The sequence below is a fragment of the Kitasatospora sp. NPDC101176 genome, from assembly GCF_044768035.1.
Lineage (GTDB): Bacteria > Actinomycetota > Actinomycetes > Streptomycetales > Streptomycetaceae > Kitasatospora.
Genome location: NZ_JBIWPA010000033.1, coordinates 22,727 through 38,121 on the forward strand (window position 1 = coordinate 22,727; position 15,395 = coordinate 38,121).

Here is a 15,395-nt window from a genome sequence, read left to right on the forward strand (position 1 = left end):
CGGACCGGCCGCAGCCCTAGCTGCCGACGAAGGCCGCCAGCAGCAGCCAGACCACCGGCGCGGTCGGCAGGAGGGAGTCCAGCCGGTCCATGATGCCCCCGTGGCCCGGCAGCAGCGTGCCCATGTCCTTGATCCCGAGGTCGCGCTTGATCATCGACTCGCCCAGGTCGCCCAGGGTCGCGGTGACCGCCGCGCAGCCGCCCAGGATCAGGCCCTGCCACCAGCTGCCGCCGTCGATGATCAGCTGCATCAGCAGGGCACCCGCCAGCATCGACAGGCCGATGCCGCCGGCCAGGCCCTCACGGGTCTTGCCGGGGCTGATCGTCGGGGCCAGCTTGTGCTTGCCGAACTTGTAGCCCACGGCGTAGGCGCCGGTGTCGCTGCAGATCGTGACGATCAGGAACAGCACGATCCGCTGCGGACCGTCGTCGGCCGCGAGCATCATCGCCACGAACGTCGCCAGGAACGGCACGTAGAAGGCGGTGAACACGCCGGCCGTTATGTCCCTCAGGTAGTTCTCCGGCGGCTCCGCCATCCGCCAGACCATCACCGCGAGCCCGGTCAGCGCCAGCGAGGCCGCCGCCCACTGGACGCCCGCCCAGTAGCCGGTGGCGATCATCGCGATGCCGCCCGCGACCAGCGGGACCAGCGGCGCCTTGATCTGCTTGCGCTCGGCCAGCCGGCTGGTCAGCTCCCAGACGCCGACCGACGCCGCGGCCATCACGACGACCAGGAACAGCGCCTTCACCACGAACAGCGAGGCGATGATCACCGCGCCGAGGCCGACGCCCACGCCTATCGCGGCCTGGAGGTTACGGCCACCGCGCTGCTTGCGCGGCTGCGACGGCGGCGGGGCGGGCTGGGCGGCCACGGGAGTCTCCTGCCCTGGATGGGACGACGGCACGATGGGGGGCTGCCCGGCCGCCGGGTGGCCCGGCGGCGGCGCGGGGTGCGCCGGAGCCCCCGGGTGCGGCGGGAGGCCGTGGCCGGGAGCGGGGGCGGCGTCACCGGTCACGGCGCGCAGCACGACCGTCTCCGTCACGCCCGGCACCGCCGGCCCGGCGGGCTCGTCCCGGAACAGCGGGCCGCTCAGCCGGCCGGCCTCCCGGGCCGGGCCGGCCGCGGGGTCGCCCGGTCGGCCGGGCGCCGGTGGGAGGTCCTGGCCGCCCTGACCCGGCGCACCGGGGAGCGGACCGGGATCGGCCGGTACGGGAGGCATGACCCGAGTCTCCTCCGCGTCGCCGCCCCAGTACACCGGAGGCTGCTGCGAGTGATCCGAACGGAGGCCGGGATCACCCGGGGCGGCACCGGGCGCGCCGGGGTGGGCGGCCTCGCCGCCCGGGTGACCGGGGAGCCCCTGGAACGGCGGCGCCGGGGGCCCGCCGTGTCCCGGCGCCGGGTGCGGCTGCTGCAGGTGGGCCTGCGGCTGCGGCTGCGGCGCCGGGCGGTACGGCTGGAACTGCTGGTCGGACGGGCCCCAGTAGCCAGGGGCGTCAGGGGCGTCGTTCATCAGACCTCGAGCAGCTCGGCTTCCTTGTGCTTCAGCAGCTCGTCGACGGCGGCCACGTACTTGGCCGTGGTGTCGTCGAGCTCCTTCTCGGCGCGGCGGCCGTCGTCCTCACCGACCTCGCCGTCCTTGACCAGCTTGTCGATCGCGTCCTTGGCCTTGCGGCGCACGGCGCGGATCGAGACCTTGGCGTCCTCGCCCTTGCCGCGGGCGACCTTGATGAACTCCCGGCGGCGCTCCTCGGTCAGCTCGGGAAGCACCACCCGGATGATGGAACCGTCGTTGGACGGGTTGACGCCCAGGTCGGAGTCGCGGATCGCCTGCTCGATGGCCTTCAGCGCGGTCTTGTCGAACGGCGACACGACGGCCATGCGCGGCTCCGGCACCGAGAACGAGGCCAGCTGGTTGATCGGCGTCACGGCGCCGTAGTACTCGGCCGCGATCTTGGCGAACATCGCCGGGTGGGCACGGCCGGTGCGGATGGCGGCGAAGTCGTCCTTGGCGACGGCGACGGCCTTCTCCATCTTCTCCTCGGCCTCGAGGAGGGTCTCTTCGATCACTGTGGTCTCCCTGTCCGGTTCATCTGCGGTTGTCCCGACCGGTGTCGGCGTCGAGGCCGGTCACGGCGACGGCGCCGCCCCGTACTGCTGGTTGCTGCTCAGGCCCGGACGGAATCCTGGCTGATGAGTGTGCCGATCTTCTCACTCTTCACCGCACGCGCGATATTGCCCTCCGCCAGCAGCTCGAAGACCAGCATCGGCAGGTTGTTGTCCTTGCACAGCGTGATCGCGGTGAGGTCGGCCACCTTGAGGTCGCGCGCGATGACCTCGGAGTACTCCAGGGCGTCGAACTTCACCGCGTCCGGGTTGGTCCGGGGGTCGGAGTCGTAGACGCCGTCCACACCGTTCTTGCCCATCAGCAGGACGTCGGCGTGGATCTCCAGCGCACGCTGCACGGCCGTGGTGTCGGTCGAGAAGTACGGCATGCCCATACCCGCGCCGAAGATCACCACGCGGCCCTTCTCCAGGTGCCGGACGGCCCGCAGCGGCAGGTACGGCTCGGCGACCTGGCCCATCGTGATCGCGGTCTGGACCCGGGTCTCGATGCCCTCCTTGACCAGGAAGTCCTGCAGCGCCAGGCAGTTCATCACGGTGCCGAGCATGCCCATGTAGTCCGAGCGCGCCCGGTCCATGCCGCGCACCTGGAGCTCGGCGCCCCGGAAGAAGTTGCCGCCGCCGATGACCACCGCGACCTCGGTACCGGCGCGGACGACGGTGGCGATCTCCCGGGCGATCGCGTGCACGACGTCCGGGTCGACGCCGAGTCCGCCACCACCGGCGAAGGCTTCACCGGACAGCTTGAGCAGCACCCGGCGGCGCGAGCCGGCCTTGGGGTCCTGCGCGGTCTCCTGCGTCTCCTGCATGGACTTCTCCTTTTTGCACCTACTGGCTCACAGGCGCGGGTGTGCGGATGCCCGGCCTGCGCGTACACGCGAGGAGGCCACTGCCGCGGGAACCGGTTCGGTGTCCTGCACGGCAATGGCCTCCTCGTCGTTCATGGTGCCGACGCGGCCCGCCCGTGGACGGATGGCGCTGGGTGAGCCCGTTCGGCGTTCCGCCCGCCCTGCTCAGCGGGCGGGGGCGGTTCCCAGCGTAAGGGTGCCGGGGACCAGGGGGAACGTGGCTCAGGCGCCGACGCGGAAGCGGGCGAAGCGCTTGAGGGCGACGCCGTTCTCCTCGAGGACCTTGGCGACGGACTTCTTGTTGTCCTTCGCGAAGGCCTGCTCCAGGACGGAGTTCTCCTTCACGAAGCCGGTGACGCGACCCTCGACGATCTTCGGCAGGGCGGCCTCCGGCTTGCCCTCCTCGCGAGCGGTGGCCTCGGCGACGCGGCGCTCGTTCTCGATGTCCTCGGCCGGGATGTCCTCGCGGGACAGGTACTTCGGCGCGAAGGCGGCGATGTGCTGCGCGACGTCCTTGGCGACCTCGGCGTTCTCCTTGTCCAGCTCGACCAGGACGCCGACGGCCGGCGGGAGGTCGGGGCTGGTCTTGTGCAGGTAGACCGCGACGAAGCCGTCGCCGCCGAACTGGGCGAAGCGACGGAAGACGATCTTCTCGCCCAGGGTCGCGTTGGCCTCGTCGACGAACTGCTGGACGGTCTTGCCGGCCTCGATCTCGGAGGCCAGGGCGGCGTCCAGGTCGGCCGGGGCGGTGGCGGCGACGTGGGCGGCGATCGCGTCGGCGACCTTGACGAAGTTGTCACCCTTGGCGACGAAGTCGGTCTCGCAGTTCAGCTCGACCAGAACGCCGGACTTCTTGTCCTCGGCGATCAGCGCGGCGACGGCGCCGTTGGAGGCGTCACGGCCCTCGCGCTTGGCAACGCCCTTCTGGCCCTTGATGCGCAGGAGCTCGACGGCCTTCTCGACGTTGCCCTCGGCCTCGTCCAGGGCCTTCTTGCAGTCCATCATGCCGGCGCCGGTGAGCTCACGGAGCTTCTTGACGTCCGCGGCGGTGAAGTTCGCCATGGTGTGAATCTCTTCTCGCGTCTCGCGTGTCTGCGTGGGGATGCGCCGGGACCGATGGTTCGGCCCCGGCGCGGGAGAGAGGGGCACCTACCGGCGTCGTACCGGTGGGTGCCCCTCACCCGTGGTACGTCAGGCCTGCTCGGCCGGCGCCTCGGTGGCGGGGGCCTCGACGGCCTCGGCCTCGGCGGCGGGAGCCTCGGCGGCGGCGGGGGCCTCCTCGGCCTTCTTCTCGCCCTCGATCAGGTCCTTCTCCCAGTCGGCCAGCGGCTGGTCGGCACCCGGCTCGGCCTTGGCGTCGCCCTTGGCGACACCGGCGCGGGACTTCAGACCCTCGGCCACGGCGTCGGCGATCACGCGGGTCAGCAGGGTGACGGAGCGGATCGCGTCGTCGTTGCCCGGGATCTTGTAGTCGACCTCGTCGGGGTCACAGTTGGTGTCGAGGATGGCGACGACCGGGATGTTGAGCTTCCGGGCCTCGCCGACCGCGATGTGCTCCTTCTTGGTGTCCACGATCCAGACGGCGCTGGGAACGCGCTGCATGTCGCGGATACCGCCGAGGGTCTTCTCCAGCTTGTCGTGCTCGCGCTGGAGGACCAGGAGCTCCTTCTTGGTGAGACCGGAGCCGGCCACGTCCGAGAAGTCCAGCTCGCCGAGCTCCTTGAGGCGCTGCAGACGCTTGTAGACGGTCGAGAAGTTGGTCAGCATGCCGCCGAGCCAGCGCTGGTTCACGTAGGGCATGCCCACGCGGGTGGCCTGCTCGGCGATGGCCTCCTGGGCCTGCTTCTTCGTGCCGACGAAGAGGACGCTGCCGCCGTGGGCAACGGTCTCCTTGATGAACTCGAAGGCGCGGTCGATGTAGTTCAGCGACTGCAGGAGGTCGATGATGTAGATGCCGTTGCGCTCGGTGATGATGAAGCGCTTCATCTTCGGGTTCCAGCGGCGGGTCTGGTGACCGAAGTGGACGCCGCTCTCCAGCAGCTCCCGCATCGTGACGACGGCCATAGCCGTGCTCCTCAGGTGTTACGGCCCAGCGGTCGCGCAGCGGAGGCGGTTCGCGCGGTGGCGCTCCCCGCTCGCGCGGTGCGTACCGGCCGGGTCGGGCTCGGTTTTGTCCGTGGCGGCCAGGTGACAGCCACGCCTGACGCCCCGAACGTGCCGAGCCGCTTGAACCCGCTCGGTCCGGGGACCGGTCGGGCTCGGCGGACCGAGCGGCACTCGCACCTGGCGGGGGCTGCGGTCGAACCGCGTCCGTCCACCGGTGGCGGGGCGTGCGAAGTCGACCCGGCGGACCGGGTCGCGTGTGAAGTGTACGGGAAGCCCCGAGGCGTGAGCGACTCCGCGAGCGGCGGAGGGCCAGGGGCCGGGCGGGGCCCGGGCTGTCGCCAGGTCGGGCGCCGGGTCGGGCATCGGGCGGTCGCCGGGTCGGGGGGAGTGCCGTGGAGGAGCGGCGCAGCGGTCGCCACCCGGCCGGTACGCGGCCCGCACGCCGCTTGTACACCGGATGGCGGAGTGCGTACACCCGCCGGAGGGAGGGGTGACCACCGCGGGGGCCTTTTGTCCACAGGAAAGCGGTAGCCGGTGGCGCGGGAGCGGCGAGGGCGGGAGCCTCCGGGCATGACGTCTCGCGATGGCCTCCCTCTCCCGTCCTCCGGTGCTCGGCGCCCGCGGGGCCCGTTCCTCGGCGCGGCCCCCGTGGCGGTGACGGCCGCGGTGCTGGTGCTGCTGGTGGCCGTGGGGGCGGTTCCGGGCGTCGCCCTCGGACGGGCCGCGCACTCGGGCGCGGGTGGTGGGGTCGGCGGCGGTCCGGGGGCTGAGGGCGGCGCGGGGCCCGGGGTTCGCGCCGGGCCGGACGGCACACGGGCCTGGCCGGTGGACGCGCCCGGCGGGCCGGGCGGTGGGGTGCTCGGCCGGTTCGAGCCGCCGGCCAGGCCATGGGCCGCGGGGCACCGGGGTGTGGACCTCGCCGCGGATGCCGGGGCGGAGGTGCGGGCGGCAGCCGCCGGGGTGGTCTCGTTCTCCGGTCCGGTGGCCGGGCGGCCGGTGGTCACCGTCACCCATCCGGGCCAGGGGGCCCTTCCCCTGCGCACCACCTACCTGCCCGTCACCGGCACCGTTCCGGTCGGCACCACCGTCCCGGCAGGGGCCGTGATCGGGCGGATCGCACCGGGCGGTCGGCACTGCCACGAGCGCGACTGCCTGCACTGGGGGCTGCTGCGCGGGGAGCGCTACCTCGACCCGCTGGCCCTGTTCGGTGCGGGGGCGGCCCGACTGCTCCCCCTGGGCGGCGACCGACGGGACGGCCAGGCCGGCTGACGAACGGGTGCGGCTCCGCCGGCGCGGGGGCGTCGGGGTCGACGGAGGGCGGTGCGGGGTCGGCGGCGGCGGTTGTGGCGGGGCGGGGCGGGGCGGCAGCGTAGCGGCGCCGGCGGAGCGGGTCGGACGGGGCCTCGACGGTTCAGTCGCGGACGAGACCGTGCAGGGCCATCGCCACGGCGGCGTCCGCGATCAGCTCTGCGTTCTCGGCCACGCACCCGGCGCGGTCCCCGCCGGCCACCTGCTCGGCCCGGCGGACGGCCGCCTCCACCACACCCTGCAGCAGCACGGCGGCGAGCCGGGGCTGCACGTGCCCGAGGTCCTCCAGGGCCCGGACGACCAGACCGACCAGCCTGCCGTGCGCCGCGCGGATGCGCTCGCGAGCGGCCTCGTCGAGCTCCAGCGCGGAGATCGCCACCACTGCCCGGTGACGCGGGTCGGCGGCCAGCGCCAGCTGGCCCCGGACATAGGCCTCGACCCGCTCGGCGGCCGTGTCGCAGCTCTCCATACCGGCCTCGATCTCGGCCGCCCAGAGCGGGAAGTCCACCTCGCAGAGCGCCTCGACCACGGCGGCGCGGGAGCGGAAGTACTCGTAGACCGAGGATCGCGCCAAGCCGGTGCGCGCCGCGAGCGCGGGGAAGGTCAGCGCCTCCATCCCGCCCTCGGTGAGCAGGGTGCGGGCAGCGTCAAGGAGGGCTGCGCGCTGCAGCTGGCGATGCTCGGCCACCGTGGCCGCTCGGATCTTCGGCACGCCCCCACTGTACGGAGCCCTACCTGCGGCCGGTACGGCGCCGCGCAATCGGGGGGAGCGCAGGCGCGCGCAGCGGGGCGCGGACCCATCGTTCCCCGTGCGCGCCCGGTGGGCCCGGGACGCCCGCGGCCGCCTGCCGTCTGCCGCCTTGGCGCCGGCCGCCTTGCTGCCCGCCACCGGTGCGCTAGCGGATGTCCGACAGCTTGGCACGCAACTGGAGGACGGACTTGGTGTGGATCTGACTCACCCGGCTCTCCGTCACCCCCAGGACCTGTCCGATCTCGGCGAGGGTGAGCCCCTCGTAGTAATAGAGCGTCACCACGGTCTTCTCCCGCTCGGGGAGGGTGTTGACCGCCTGGGCCAGCAGTCGGCGCAGCTCCCGGTCCTCGGCGACCTCGACCGGGTTGTCGGCGCCGTGGTCCTCCAGGGTGTCCATCAGGCTCAGCCGGTCGCCGCCCTCCCCCACCGGGTGCAGCAGTTCGTCCAGGGCCACCACGTTGGCCAGGGAGAGTTGACTGAAGATGGCGTGCAGGTCCTCGATCGCGATGCCCATCTCGGCCGCCACCTCGGGCTCGTGCGGCGTGCGGCGCAGCCGGGCCTCCAGCGTCGCGTACGTCCGCTCGACGGCCTTGGCCTTCTGCCGCACCGAGCGGGGGATCCAGTCCAGGGCGCGCAGCTCGTCGATGATCGCGCCGCGGATGCGGCTGATCGCGTAGGTCTCGAACTTGATGGCGCGGTCGATGTCGAACTTCTCGATCGCGTCGATCAGCCCGAAGACCCCGGAAGAGACGAAGTCCGCCTGTTCGACGTTGGAGGGCAGGCCGACCCCGACCCGGCCGGCCACGTATTTGACGAGCGGTGAGTAGTGCAGGATCAGCTGCTCCCGCAGCCGCTGGTCACCGCTGTCCTTGTAGGAGCGCCAGAGCTGTTCGAGCGCGGTCCGACCCTGGGCCTCGGGTTCCCGCGCCTCGGAGCCCCGGCCGCCGGCGTGTCGGCCACCGGCGTGTCGGCCACCGCGGTTCTGCTCGCCGACGGGCGGGGACGCGGCGTCCGGCGGCTGGGGTGCGCCGAGCCGCGGGTCGGGCGCGACGTCGGCGGGGCCGGCCGCGTCGGCGGGCTGGCCCGGCACCGCCGCCGGCCGGTTGCCCTGGCGTGACAGGCCGCCCATCGTCCCCGTCGCCTTGGGCGGGAACTCGGTCACGGGACGCCGCTCGGTCCGCGGCCCTCCCGAGGACCGGGCGCCACCGGTCACTCTGTGTCCGGGAATGTGTGTGGGCATGCGTTGGTATGCGCCGTTCTGCCGAGTCATGTGCTGATAGGGAAGGCATGTGGAGCGTAGCGTGACCAACTCGCTGCAATGCGCTACCACCACTCGGTCGTCCCTCGATCCGGTGGCGTTCTCTTCACCGAATCCAGGCAGGCGAGCGAAAGGGGCGGATCAGCAGGTCAGCCGGGCGATCCCGGTTCGCCTCCCACGGCTCGGGCGTGTTCCCCGCTCCCGGTGATCACCTCCTCCGGACGAGGCGCCAGTGCGCGCCGTGTCGCTCGACGTAGCCGATCGAGCCCAACTCGTAGAGTCGCTGGAGAACTTCGTCCGGCGGGAGACCGGACTGCCGGGCCAGTCGCTCGACCGGTGCGCCCTCCGCCGTCGCCGGGACGGCCTCCAGCACCCGCGCCACCGCCGGCTCCAGCAAGTCCCGGGGCAGGACGGGGCCGCTGCGCTGGGGAGCCAGGTCGTCCCCGATCGCCCCGATCAGTTCGCCGATCTCGGCCGCGTCGGTGACCAGCACGGCACCGCCGCTGCGGATCAGGGCGTGCACCCCGGCCGAGAGCTCCGAGGTCACCGGGCCGGCGACACCCATGGTGTGGCGGTTGAGGTCCCGGGCCCGTCGGGCCGTGCTCAGCGCGCCGCTGCGCAGCGCCGCCTCGACCACCACGGTGCCCCGGGTGAGTGCGGCGATGACACGGTTGCGCAGGACGAAGCGGAAGCGGTTCGGGTGTTCCCCCGGCGGCAGTTCACTGACCAGCAGCCCCTGGGCGCCGATCCGCCGGATCAGCTCGGCGTTCCCCTTCGGGTAGGGCACGTCGACGCCGCTGGCGAGCACCGCGACCGTCATCCCGCCGACGGCGAGCGCCCCGCGGTGGGCCGCCGCGTCGATCCCGTAGGCCGCTCCGGACACCACCACCCATCCCCGTTCGGCCAGTTGGGCCGCCAGCTCGCCCGCGACGTGGGCGCCGTAGGCCGTGCAGGACCGGGAGCCGACCATCGCCACCGAGCGGAGCGCTAGCAGCCGCAGCGAGCCGGTGCCGACCGTCCAGAGCCCGACCGGTCTGCCGTCACCCAGGTCGTCCAGTTGGCTGGGCCATTCCGTGTCCCCCGGAATGATGAAGCGTCCACCCACCGCTCGCACCCGTTCCAGGTCCCCGGAAGGGTCGAGCCCGGGGAGTCGGGCCTGGTAGCCGGCGAGCCGGGCGCCGTCCAGCCCGGGGTGCGAGGGCACCTCGCCCGCCCGGATCGCCCGGACCACGTCGGCTGCGGAGAGCCGGCCCAGCCACCGGCCGATCACCGCGTCCCCCGGTTCGCCCAGTCGGCTGAGCACCGCGCGGGCGAGGCGCTCGGGCTCGGGGGCGGGTGGCGTCCCGGCTCCGCCGGGCGGCTGAGAGTGCGTCATCATCGGGTTCATGCCTCACCGTCCTCGTTCGCCGGTTGCCGGTCAAGCGCGCGCGTCCGCTTGGCACGGGCCGACCACGCGGGGGGCTCCGGGTGACCGGGGTGGCCGGGGTCGCCGGGGCCGGCTGGGTGTGCCGGCTCGGCGGCCGGGCTGCCGGGGTGGTCCGGTCTCGCGGGGCCGTCCGTCCCGTCCGGCTCCTCCGGTGGCTCGTCCACCGGGCCGCGCTGCGCGGGAACGCTCCCGAGGAGACCGGGCGCGCGACCGGACATCGGCAGCCCGTGTTCGACACCGGTGCGCAGGACCAGTGCGGTGCGCACGTCCCGCTGGTCCGGCCGGTCCCGACCGGCGAGGTCGGCCACCGTCCAGGCGACCCGGAGCACCCGGTCCAGGCCCCGGGCCGTCAGCATCCCCCGCTCCAGCTGGCGTGCGGCGTCGTTCAGCGCACCGGGGGCCAGCTGCCAGCGGGTGCGCAGCTCGTGCCCGGGGACTTCCGCGTTGGTCCGCCACGGTGTGTCCGCCAGCCGGGCGGCCGCCCGTTCGCGTGCGGCCAGCACCCGGGCCGCGACGGTCTCGGTGCTCTCCGCCGTGGTGTCCCGCTCCATCAGCTCGACCCGTGTCACCGGGGCCACCTGGACCTGGAGGTCGACCCGGTCCAGCAGCGGGCCGGAGAGCCTCCCCTGGTAGCGACTGACCATCGCGGGGCTGCACTCGCAGCCCTCGCCGCGCCTGGAGTGGCGCCCGCACGGGCAGGGGTTGGCGGCCAGGCAGAGCAGGAACCGGGCCGGGAGCCGGAGCGATCCGGCCGAGCGGGCGATCACCACCTCGCCCGACTCCAGCGGCTGGCGCAGCGCGTCGAGCACCCGGACCGGGAACTCCGGCGCCTCGTCCAGGAACAGCACGCCCCGGTGGGCCAGGGAGACCGCGCCCGGCCTCGGCAGGCCGCTCCCGCCGCCGACGATCGCGGGCATCGTCGTGGAGTGGTGCGGGGCGCAGTACGGGGCGGTGTCGATGAGCGGGCGCCCGGCCGGGAGCAGCCCGGCCACTGAGTGGACGGCGCTGACCTCCAGCGCCTCCTTCCGCGTCAGCGGCGGGAGCAGCGCGGGCAGCCGCTCCGCCAGCATGGTCTTCCCCGCGCCCGGCGGGCCCTTGAGGTACAGGTGGTGTCCGCCGGCGGCGGCGATCTCCAGTGCGCGCCGGGCCTCGTACTGACCGGCGACGTCGGCCATGTCCAGGCGGGCCGCCCGGTCGTCGGGCAGGCCCCGGACGCCCGCGCTGGGCAGCATCAGGCCGGCCATCAGCGGGTCGGGCCGCCCGCCGAACGGGTCGGGCGGCTCCTCGGGCGCAGGCGCACCGGTCAGGACCGCGACCAGCTGGCGCAGGCTGCGGACCCCGATCACGCTGACGCCCGGAACGAGCGAGGCCTCGGGCGCGGTCTGCTCCGCGACCACGACCCGCTGGTAGCCGGCGTCGGCCGCGGCCAGCACCGAGGGCAGCACCCCGCGGACCGGCCGCACCCGGCCGTCCAGCCCGAGTTCACCGATGATCAGCAGCTCGGCGATCGACGCGGGGTCGAGCCGCTCGGCGGCGGCCAGCACGGCACAGGCCACCGCGAGGTCGAAGCCGCTGCCGCTCTTGGGGACCGAGGCCGGACTGAGTCCGACGGTCAGTTTGCGCTGCGGCCAGGCCTCGCCGCTGTTGACCAGGGCCGCCCGGACCCGGTCACGGGCTTCGGACAGCGCCTTGTCGGGCAGGCCGACCAGGGTGAACGCGGCCACCCCGGGCTCCAGATCGGCCTGGACCTCGACGATCACCCCGTCGACACCGACCAGCGCGACGGAACAGGTTCGGGCGAAGGCCATCTCAGACCACCCCCCGCAGGTGATCGACCAGGGCCGCACCCCGGGCCCGGTTGACGACGGCCACCAGGTCGATCCGCACCCCGCCCGGCGGCGCCGGCGGCCAGTGCGGGTCCGTGGGCCCGGGGTCGTACCCGGGGCCGGCCAGCCTGGCGAAGTGGTCGGGCCAGCGCTCGGCCATCCAGCGCTCGGCCAGGCGCTGCAGCCGGGCGGCCTTGGCCTGGTCGATGGCCTCGGTGGGCTGCTGGAAGCCCCGCTCGGAGCGGGTCTTCACCTCGCAGACCGCGACGGTGTCGCCGTCGAGGGCGACGATGTCCAGCTCGCCCTCGGCGCAGCGCCAGTTGCGGTCCAGTACGCGGAGCCCGGCCTCCGTCAGCCGACGGGCGGCGACCCGCTCCCCGTAGCGCCCGAGCCCGTTGTTGGTGCTGCGGCGCGGGCCCTGCCCGGGGCCGCCCGGTTCGGCCGCGTCGGGTGCGGCCCGGTCCTGCGTGATCGTGTTCTGCACGGTGACCACCTCCGCCGTGGAGGTTGCACCGCCGGGCACGACGGCACCACAGTTATCCGTTTCCCTGTGGATAACTCGGCCCTGTGGATAACTTTTGTCACCCTCAGGAGTGAGACGCCCCGATCGTGCGGAATTCGGCTGGACAACCCGGGGCCGAGCGGTCCAACGTCAGTTCCCGAAGCCGGACTCGTCCGAGGGCAGCTCCAGATCGCTCTTCGCGAGTTCCTCGATGTTCACGTCCTTGAAGGTCAGCACCCGGACCTTGCGGACGAACCGGGCCGGCCGGTACATGTCCCAGACCCACGCATCCGCCATCGACACCTCGAAGAACACCTCGCCCTGGACCGAGTGCACCTGCAGCTCGTAGTCGTTGGTGAGGTAGAAACGTCGCTCGGTCTCGATCACGTACTTGAACAGGCCGACGACGTCCCGGTACTCCCGGTAGAGCTTGAGCTCCATCTCGGTCTCGTACTTCTCGAGATCTTCGGCACTCATCCAGGCGTCCCCTCAACTTGTCAGTCCACCCATTGTGGACCACCGCACCCACGCTCAGAGCCGTACCGGAGCGACCGGCGGGCCCTCGGCCAGCAGTCGTTCCAGGAAATCCGCCAGTCCGACCGGATAGACCGTCTCGGCGGTCCCCCGCAGCTCCGCGACCGTCCACCAGCGCGCCGCGAGCAGTTGCGCGTGCTCCTCCTCCCCCGTCCCCGAGTGGTCGACGACCGTCTCCGCGGTCCGGGCGAGGTGGAACCACTGGTCCTGCTCGTAGCGCTGCCCCCGAAAGGAGAACGACACCGTGCCGTACGCCACCAAGGGCCCCAGGTCGACGCCCCGCAGGCCGGTCTCCTCCGCGAGTTCCCGCGCGGCCGCCTCCCGCACGTCCTCCCCCGGCTCCAAGCCGCCCCCGGGCGTGATCCACCACGTCTCCCCCGGTGTCGCCGGGTCGGCGCCCAGGAAGAGGAGGATGCGGTCCTGCCCGTCCAGCAGCAGGATCCGGACCGCCTTGCGGCGTTGTGCCGTCATGGCAGCGCTCCACGCTCCCTCCGTTCGCATCGGTGGCGTTACCGATCCTGCCACCCGGCGCGGGCGTCCGGGGCGATGTTCGCCAGAGCGGCCCGGCCGGCGGCGGCCGTGCTCAGGAGCCGCCCCGGCGGAACCGGCGGGCCAGGCCCGCCACCCCGCCCGCCGCCGAGACCACGACGATCAGCGCCGCGCCCGCGACGGTCGCGTAGGCGGCGGGCTGCAGCGGGCCCGGCTCGCTGGCCGCGGGCCCCTTCAGGGCGTCGAAGGCCGTGCTCCGGCCGAGCTCCCCCGTCCGGCCGAACGGCAGCACGGTGGCCTCGACCCTGGCCTCCACCGCGCCGGCCGGGACGGTACCGCCGTCGACCTCCAGGTGGGTGCGGGAGTCGAGCGAGCCCAGCCGGTTGTCGCCGAGCAGGAACAGCCGGCCCGGCGGAACCGTCACACTGAACGATTCGCCCTGCAGGCCCTTCGCCGCGAGGTACGGCTCCTCCACCGGCTGTCCGTCGACGGTCAGCCGGTGCTCCGCCCCGGTGGTCGCCACGGTGTCCCCGCCGACGGCGACGACCCGCTTGACCATGAGCTCGCCGCCCCAGTCCTGGTCCCGGAAGACCACCACGTCGCCCCGGCCGACGGCGCCGCCGCCGATCTTCCGGGCGAGGACGGTGTCCCCGATCTGGAGCGTGGGGGACATGGAGGCGGTCGGGATCTTGTACGGCCGGTAGTCGATCGCGATGAGGGCGAACCCGCCGATCATCAACACCAGCCCGAGCGCGATCGCCACGCCCTGCAGCACCGCGGCGGGCCGGCGCCGCGGACGGGCCGCCGCGGTCGGGCGGTCGGCCGTCTGCTCCACGACACTGCTCATCGACACCGTCCACCTCTGGCCGACCGGAGAACACCACTGGCACGCCGGAGGCCCCGGCGGAAATGCCGACGGGCCGTGGCACGTCCGAGCAGATTACTCGTCGGTACCACGGCCCGCGCAAGGCCTGCGGACAACCTGGTGGAGCTCAGGAATCCTTCCGGCGGTCCATCCGGCCCCGAGCCCGGCGCACCAGCGGGAGCACCGCGACCGCACCCACCGCACCGACCGCGGGAGGCACGACCGGCGCGGCCGCCGACAGGCCCTTCTGGTCGAAGGTGCTCGGCACCGGGAGGGTCGCCCAGTGGCTGATCGGCCAGGCCACCACGAAGGCACGCCCGATCACGTTGTCCACCGGTACGGTGCCACCGCCCGGCTGGTCCATGTGGAACCGGGAGTCCAGCGAGTCGGCGCGGTGGTCGCCCATCACCCAGAGCCGGCCCTTGGGCACCTTGACCGGACCGAACGGGTGGTCGCCGCAGGGGGTGTTGCCCGGGTAGACGTACGGCTCGTTGAGCGCGACGCCGTTGACCTTGACCGGGCCCTCGCCCTCGCACTCGACGGTGTCCCCGCCGACCCCGATGACCCGCTTGATCAGGTCCTTCTCGTTGGCCGAGGGCATCAGACCGACGAAGCTCAGCACGTCCTGGACACCCCGGACGAAGGAGTTGGAGCTCTGCTGGGTGGGCTCGTCGTTCAGCCAGCCGCCCGGGTCGTGGAACACCACCACGTCGCCCCGCTCGGGCTCCGCACCGAACCAGGGGGTCAGCTTGTCCACCAGGACGCGGTCCCCGACCTGCAACGTGTTCTGCATCGACTCCGACGGAATGGAGAAGGCCTGGACGAAGAAGGTCTTGATCACCAGTGCCAGGACCAGCGCGATGCCGACCAGGATCGGCAGTTCCTTCCAGAAGGAACGCTGCTTGCGCTGCTTGCCGGGGGTCTCCGACTCCGGCTGGTCCGTCGACTCGGACCCCGGCCGACCGGACTCCGGAGAGCTCCCCGCGGAGTCCTCCGGCCCGTCGCCCTGGCCGTCGGCGGTCTGGGCCGCGGCGTCCTCGACCGAGGCCGAGGACGCACCGGAATCAGCGGACCGGGCCGCTCGACCGCCGGAGCCCTCGGGCTCGCCGGCACCGGAGCGGGCGCCGATCACCACATCCCCCACAACGTCTCCTCCCTGCTGTGCGGACGCCTGCGCGTCCGCGCTCAAAGTGCCGCACAGCGGGCACCACGCTTACCGCGACCGTGAACAAGGGTCCGGGCCGCCCACCCGGGGCTCCCGTGACTCCGGCACAGCCCCGGCGCACGACCGGGGCCGATCCCCGGCCGCACCTGCACTTCTCTATCACTCCAAGGCATCCGGCTCGTGGTCCCACGCGCGC

General features: G+C 73.2%; 15 protein-coding genes. 1 reads left to right on the forward strand and 14 read right to left on the reverse strand.

Annotation, left to right across the window (positions count from 1 at the left end):
* Nucleotides 1–16: 16 nt before the first annotated feature.
* From ACIRS1_RS31775 to rpsB, 5 genes are all read right to left on the reverse strand, one after another.
* Nucleotides 17–1,219 (reverse strand): phosphatidate cytidylyltransferase, encoded by a 1,203-nt coding sequence (locus tag ACIRS1_RS31775; protein WP_402845634.1) that lies wholly within the window; start codon nt 1,217–1,219, stop codon nt 17–19.
* 290 nt (nt 1,220–1,509) lie between these two features.
* On the reverse strand, nt 1,510–2,067 hold the full coding sequence (gene frr / locus ACIRS1_RS31780) for a ribosome recycling factor (RefSeq protein ID WP_360217648.1): 558 nt from the start codon (nt 2,065–2,067) through the stop codon (nt 1,510–1,512).
* Nucleotides 2,068–2,165: 98 nt separating this feature from the next.
* Nucleotides 2,166–2,930 carry a UMP kinase gene (gene pyrH, locus ACIRS1_RS31785; RefSeq protein ID WP_030056790.1) on the reverse strand — a complete coding sequence of 255 codons (765 nt, stop codon included), beginning with the start codon at nt 2,928–2,930 and terminating at the stop codon, nt 2,166–2,168.
* A 261-nt stretch (nt 2,931–3,191) separates the two neighbouring features.
* Nucleotides 3,192–4,031, reverse strand: coding sequence for a translation elongation factor Ts (gene tsf / locus ACIRS1_RS31790; protein WP_360217651.1), 840 nt, complete (start codon nt 4,029–4,031; stop codon nt 3,192–3,194).
* A gap of 129 nt (nt 4,032–4,160) precedes the next feature.
* Nucleotides 4,161–5,033: a 30S ribosomal protein S2 gene (gene rpsB / locus ACIRS1_RS31795; RefSeq protein WP_387906098.1), complete on the reverse strand. Its 873-nt coding sequence runs from the start codon at nt 5,031–5,033 to the stop codon at nt 4,161–4,163.
* A 612-nt stretch (nt 5,034–5,645) separates the two neighbouring features.
* Between rpsB and ACIRS1_RS31800 the strand changes: the two genes are divergently transcribed.
* The gene (locus ACIRS1_RS31800; RefSeq protein WP_402845637.1) at nt 5,646–6,344 is read left to right on the forward strand and encodes a peptidoglycan DD-metalloendopeptidase family protein; all 699 of its coding nucleotides are present in this window, start codon (nt 5,646–5,648) and stop codon (nt 6,342–6,344) included.
* 142 nt (nt 6,345–6,486) lie between these two features.
* On the opposite strand, the gene ACIRS1_RS31805 is transcribed toward ACIRS1_RS31800, so the two are convergent.
* From ACIRS1_RS31805 to lepB (ACIRS1_RS31845), 9 genes are all read right to left on the reverse strand, one after another.
* Complete coding sequence (locus ACIRS1_RS31805) at nt 6,487–7,071, reverse strand: helix-turn-helix domain-containing protein (RefSeq protein ID WP_360217699.1); 585 nt, start codon at nt 7,069–7,071, stop codon at nt 6,487–6,489.
* A gap of 208 nt (nt 7,072–7,279) precedes the next feature.
* Nucleotides 7,280–8,296: an RNA polymerase sigma factor WhiG gene (gene whiG, locus ACIRS1_RS31810; protein ID WP_387906102.1), complete on the reverse strand. Its 1,017-nt coding sequence runs from the start codon at nt 8,294–8,296 to the stop codon at nt 7,280–7,282.
* Nucleotides 8,297–8,600: 304 nt separating this feature from the next.
* A complete protein-coding gene (dprA, locus tag ACIRS1_RS31815; protein ID WP_402845667.1) occupies nt 8,601–9,770 on the reverse strand; it encodes a DNA-processing protein DprA in 1,170 nt (389 codons plus the stop codon).
* Between the two features lie 5 nt (nt 9,771–9,775).
* On the reverse strand, nt 9,776–11,626 hold the full coding sequence (locus ACIRS1_RS31820) for a YifB family Mg chelatase-like AAA ATPase (RefSeq protein WP_402845640.1): 1,851 nt from the start codon (nt 11,624–11,626) through the stop codon (nt 9,776–9,778).
* Nucleotide 11,627: 1 nt separating this feature from the next.
* Entirely contained in the window at nt 11,628–12,128 is a 501-nt protein-coding gene (locus ACIRS1_RS31825; protein WP_360217663.1) for a YraN family protein, read from the reverse strand.
* Nucleotides 12,129–12,296: 168 nt separating this feature from the next.
* A complete protein-coding gene (locus ACIRS1_RS31830) occupies nt 12,297–12,623 on the reverse strand; it encodes a DUF2469 domain-containing protein (RefSeq protein ID WP_030056781.1) in 327 nt (108 codons plus the stop codon).
* A gap of 54 nt (nt 12,624–12,677) precedes the next feature.
* Nucleotides 12,678–13,151 (reverse strand): NUDIX hydrolase, encoded by a 474-nt coding sequence (locus ACIRS1_RS31835; RefSeq protein ID WP_402845641.1) that lies wholly within the window; start codon nt 13,149–13,151, stop codon nt 12,678–12,680.
* Between the two features lie 112 nt (nt 13,152–13,263).
* Nucleotides 13,264–14,016, reverse strand: a complete 753-nt coding sequence (gene lepB, locus ACIRS1_RS31840) for a signal peptidase I (protein WP_402845642.1) — start codon at nt 14,014–14,016, stop codon at nt 13,264–13,266.
* 145 nt (nt 14,017–14,161) lie between these two features.
* A complete protein-coding gene (gene lepB / locus ACIRS1_RS31845; protein WP_402845643.1) occupies nt 14,162–15,178 on the reverse strand; it encodes a signal peptidase I in 1,017 nt (338 codons plus the stop codon).
* Nucleotides 15,179–15,395: the final 217 nt, after the last annotated feature.

Coding starts and splice junctions, on each gene's coding strand:
- tsf (WP_360217651.1), bottom strand. CDS start 4,031: ATGGCGAACTTCACCGCCGCGGACGTCAAGAAGCTCCGTGAGCTCACC.
- ACIRS1_RS31820 (WP_402845640.1), bottom strand. CDS start 11,626: ATGGCCTTCGCCCGAACCTGTTCCGTCGCGCTGGTCGGTGTCGACGGG.
- lepB (WP_402845642.1), bottom strand. CDS start 14,016: ATGAGCAGTGTCGTGGAGCAGACGGCCGACCGCCCGACCGCGGCGGCC.
- ACIRS1_RS31835 (WP_402845641.1), bottom strand. CDS start 13,151: ATGACGGCACAACGCCGCAAGGCGGTCCGGATCCTGCTGCTGGACGGG.
- rpsB (WP_387906098.1), bottom strand. CDS start 5,033: ATGGCCGTCGTCACGATGCGGGAGCTGCTGGAGAGCGGCGTCCACTTC.
- dprA (WP_402845667.1), bottom strand. CDS start 9,770: ATGATGACGCACTCTCAGCCGCCCGGCGGAGCCGGGACGCCACCCGCC.
- pyrH (WP_030056790.1), bottom strand. CDS start 2,930: ATGCAGGAGACGCAGGAGACCGCGCAGGACCCCAAGGCCGGCTCGCGC.
- ACIRS1_RS31830 (WP_030056781.1), bottom strand. CDS start 12,623: ATGAGTGCCGAAGATCTCGAGAAGTACGAGACCGAGATGGAGCTCAAG.
- ACIRS1_RS31800 (WP_402845637.1), top strand. CDS start 5,646: ATGACGTCTCGCGATGGCCTCCCTCTCCCGTCCTCCGGTGCTCGGCGC.
- ACIRS1_RS31775 (WP_402845634.1), bottom strand. CDS start 1,219: ATGCCTCCCGTACCGGCCGATCCCGGTCCGCTCCCCGGTGCGCCGGGT.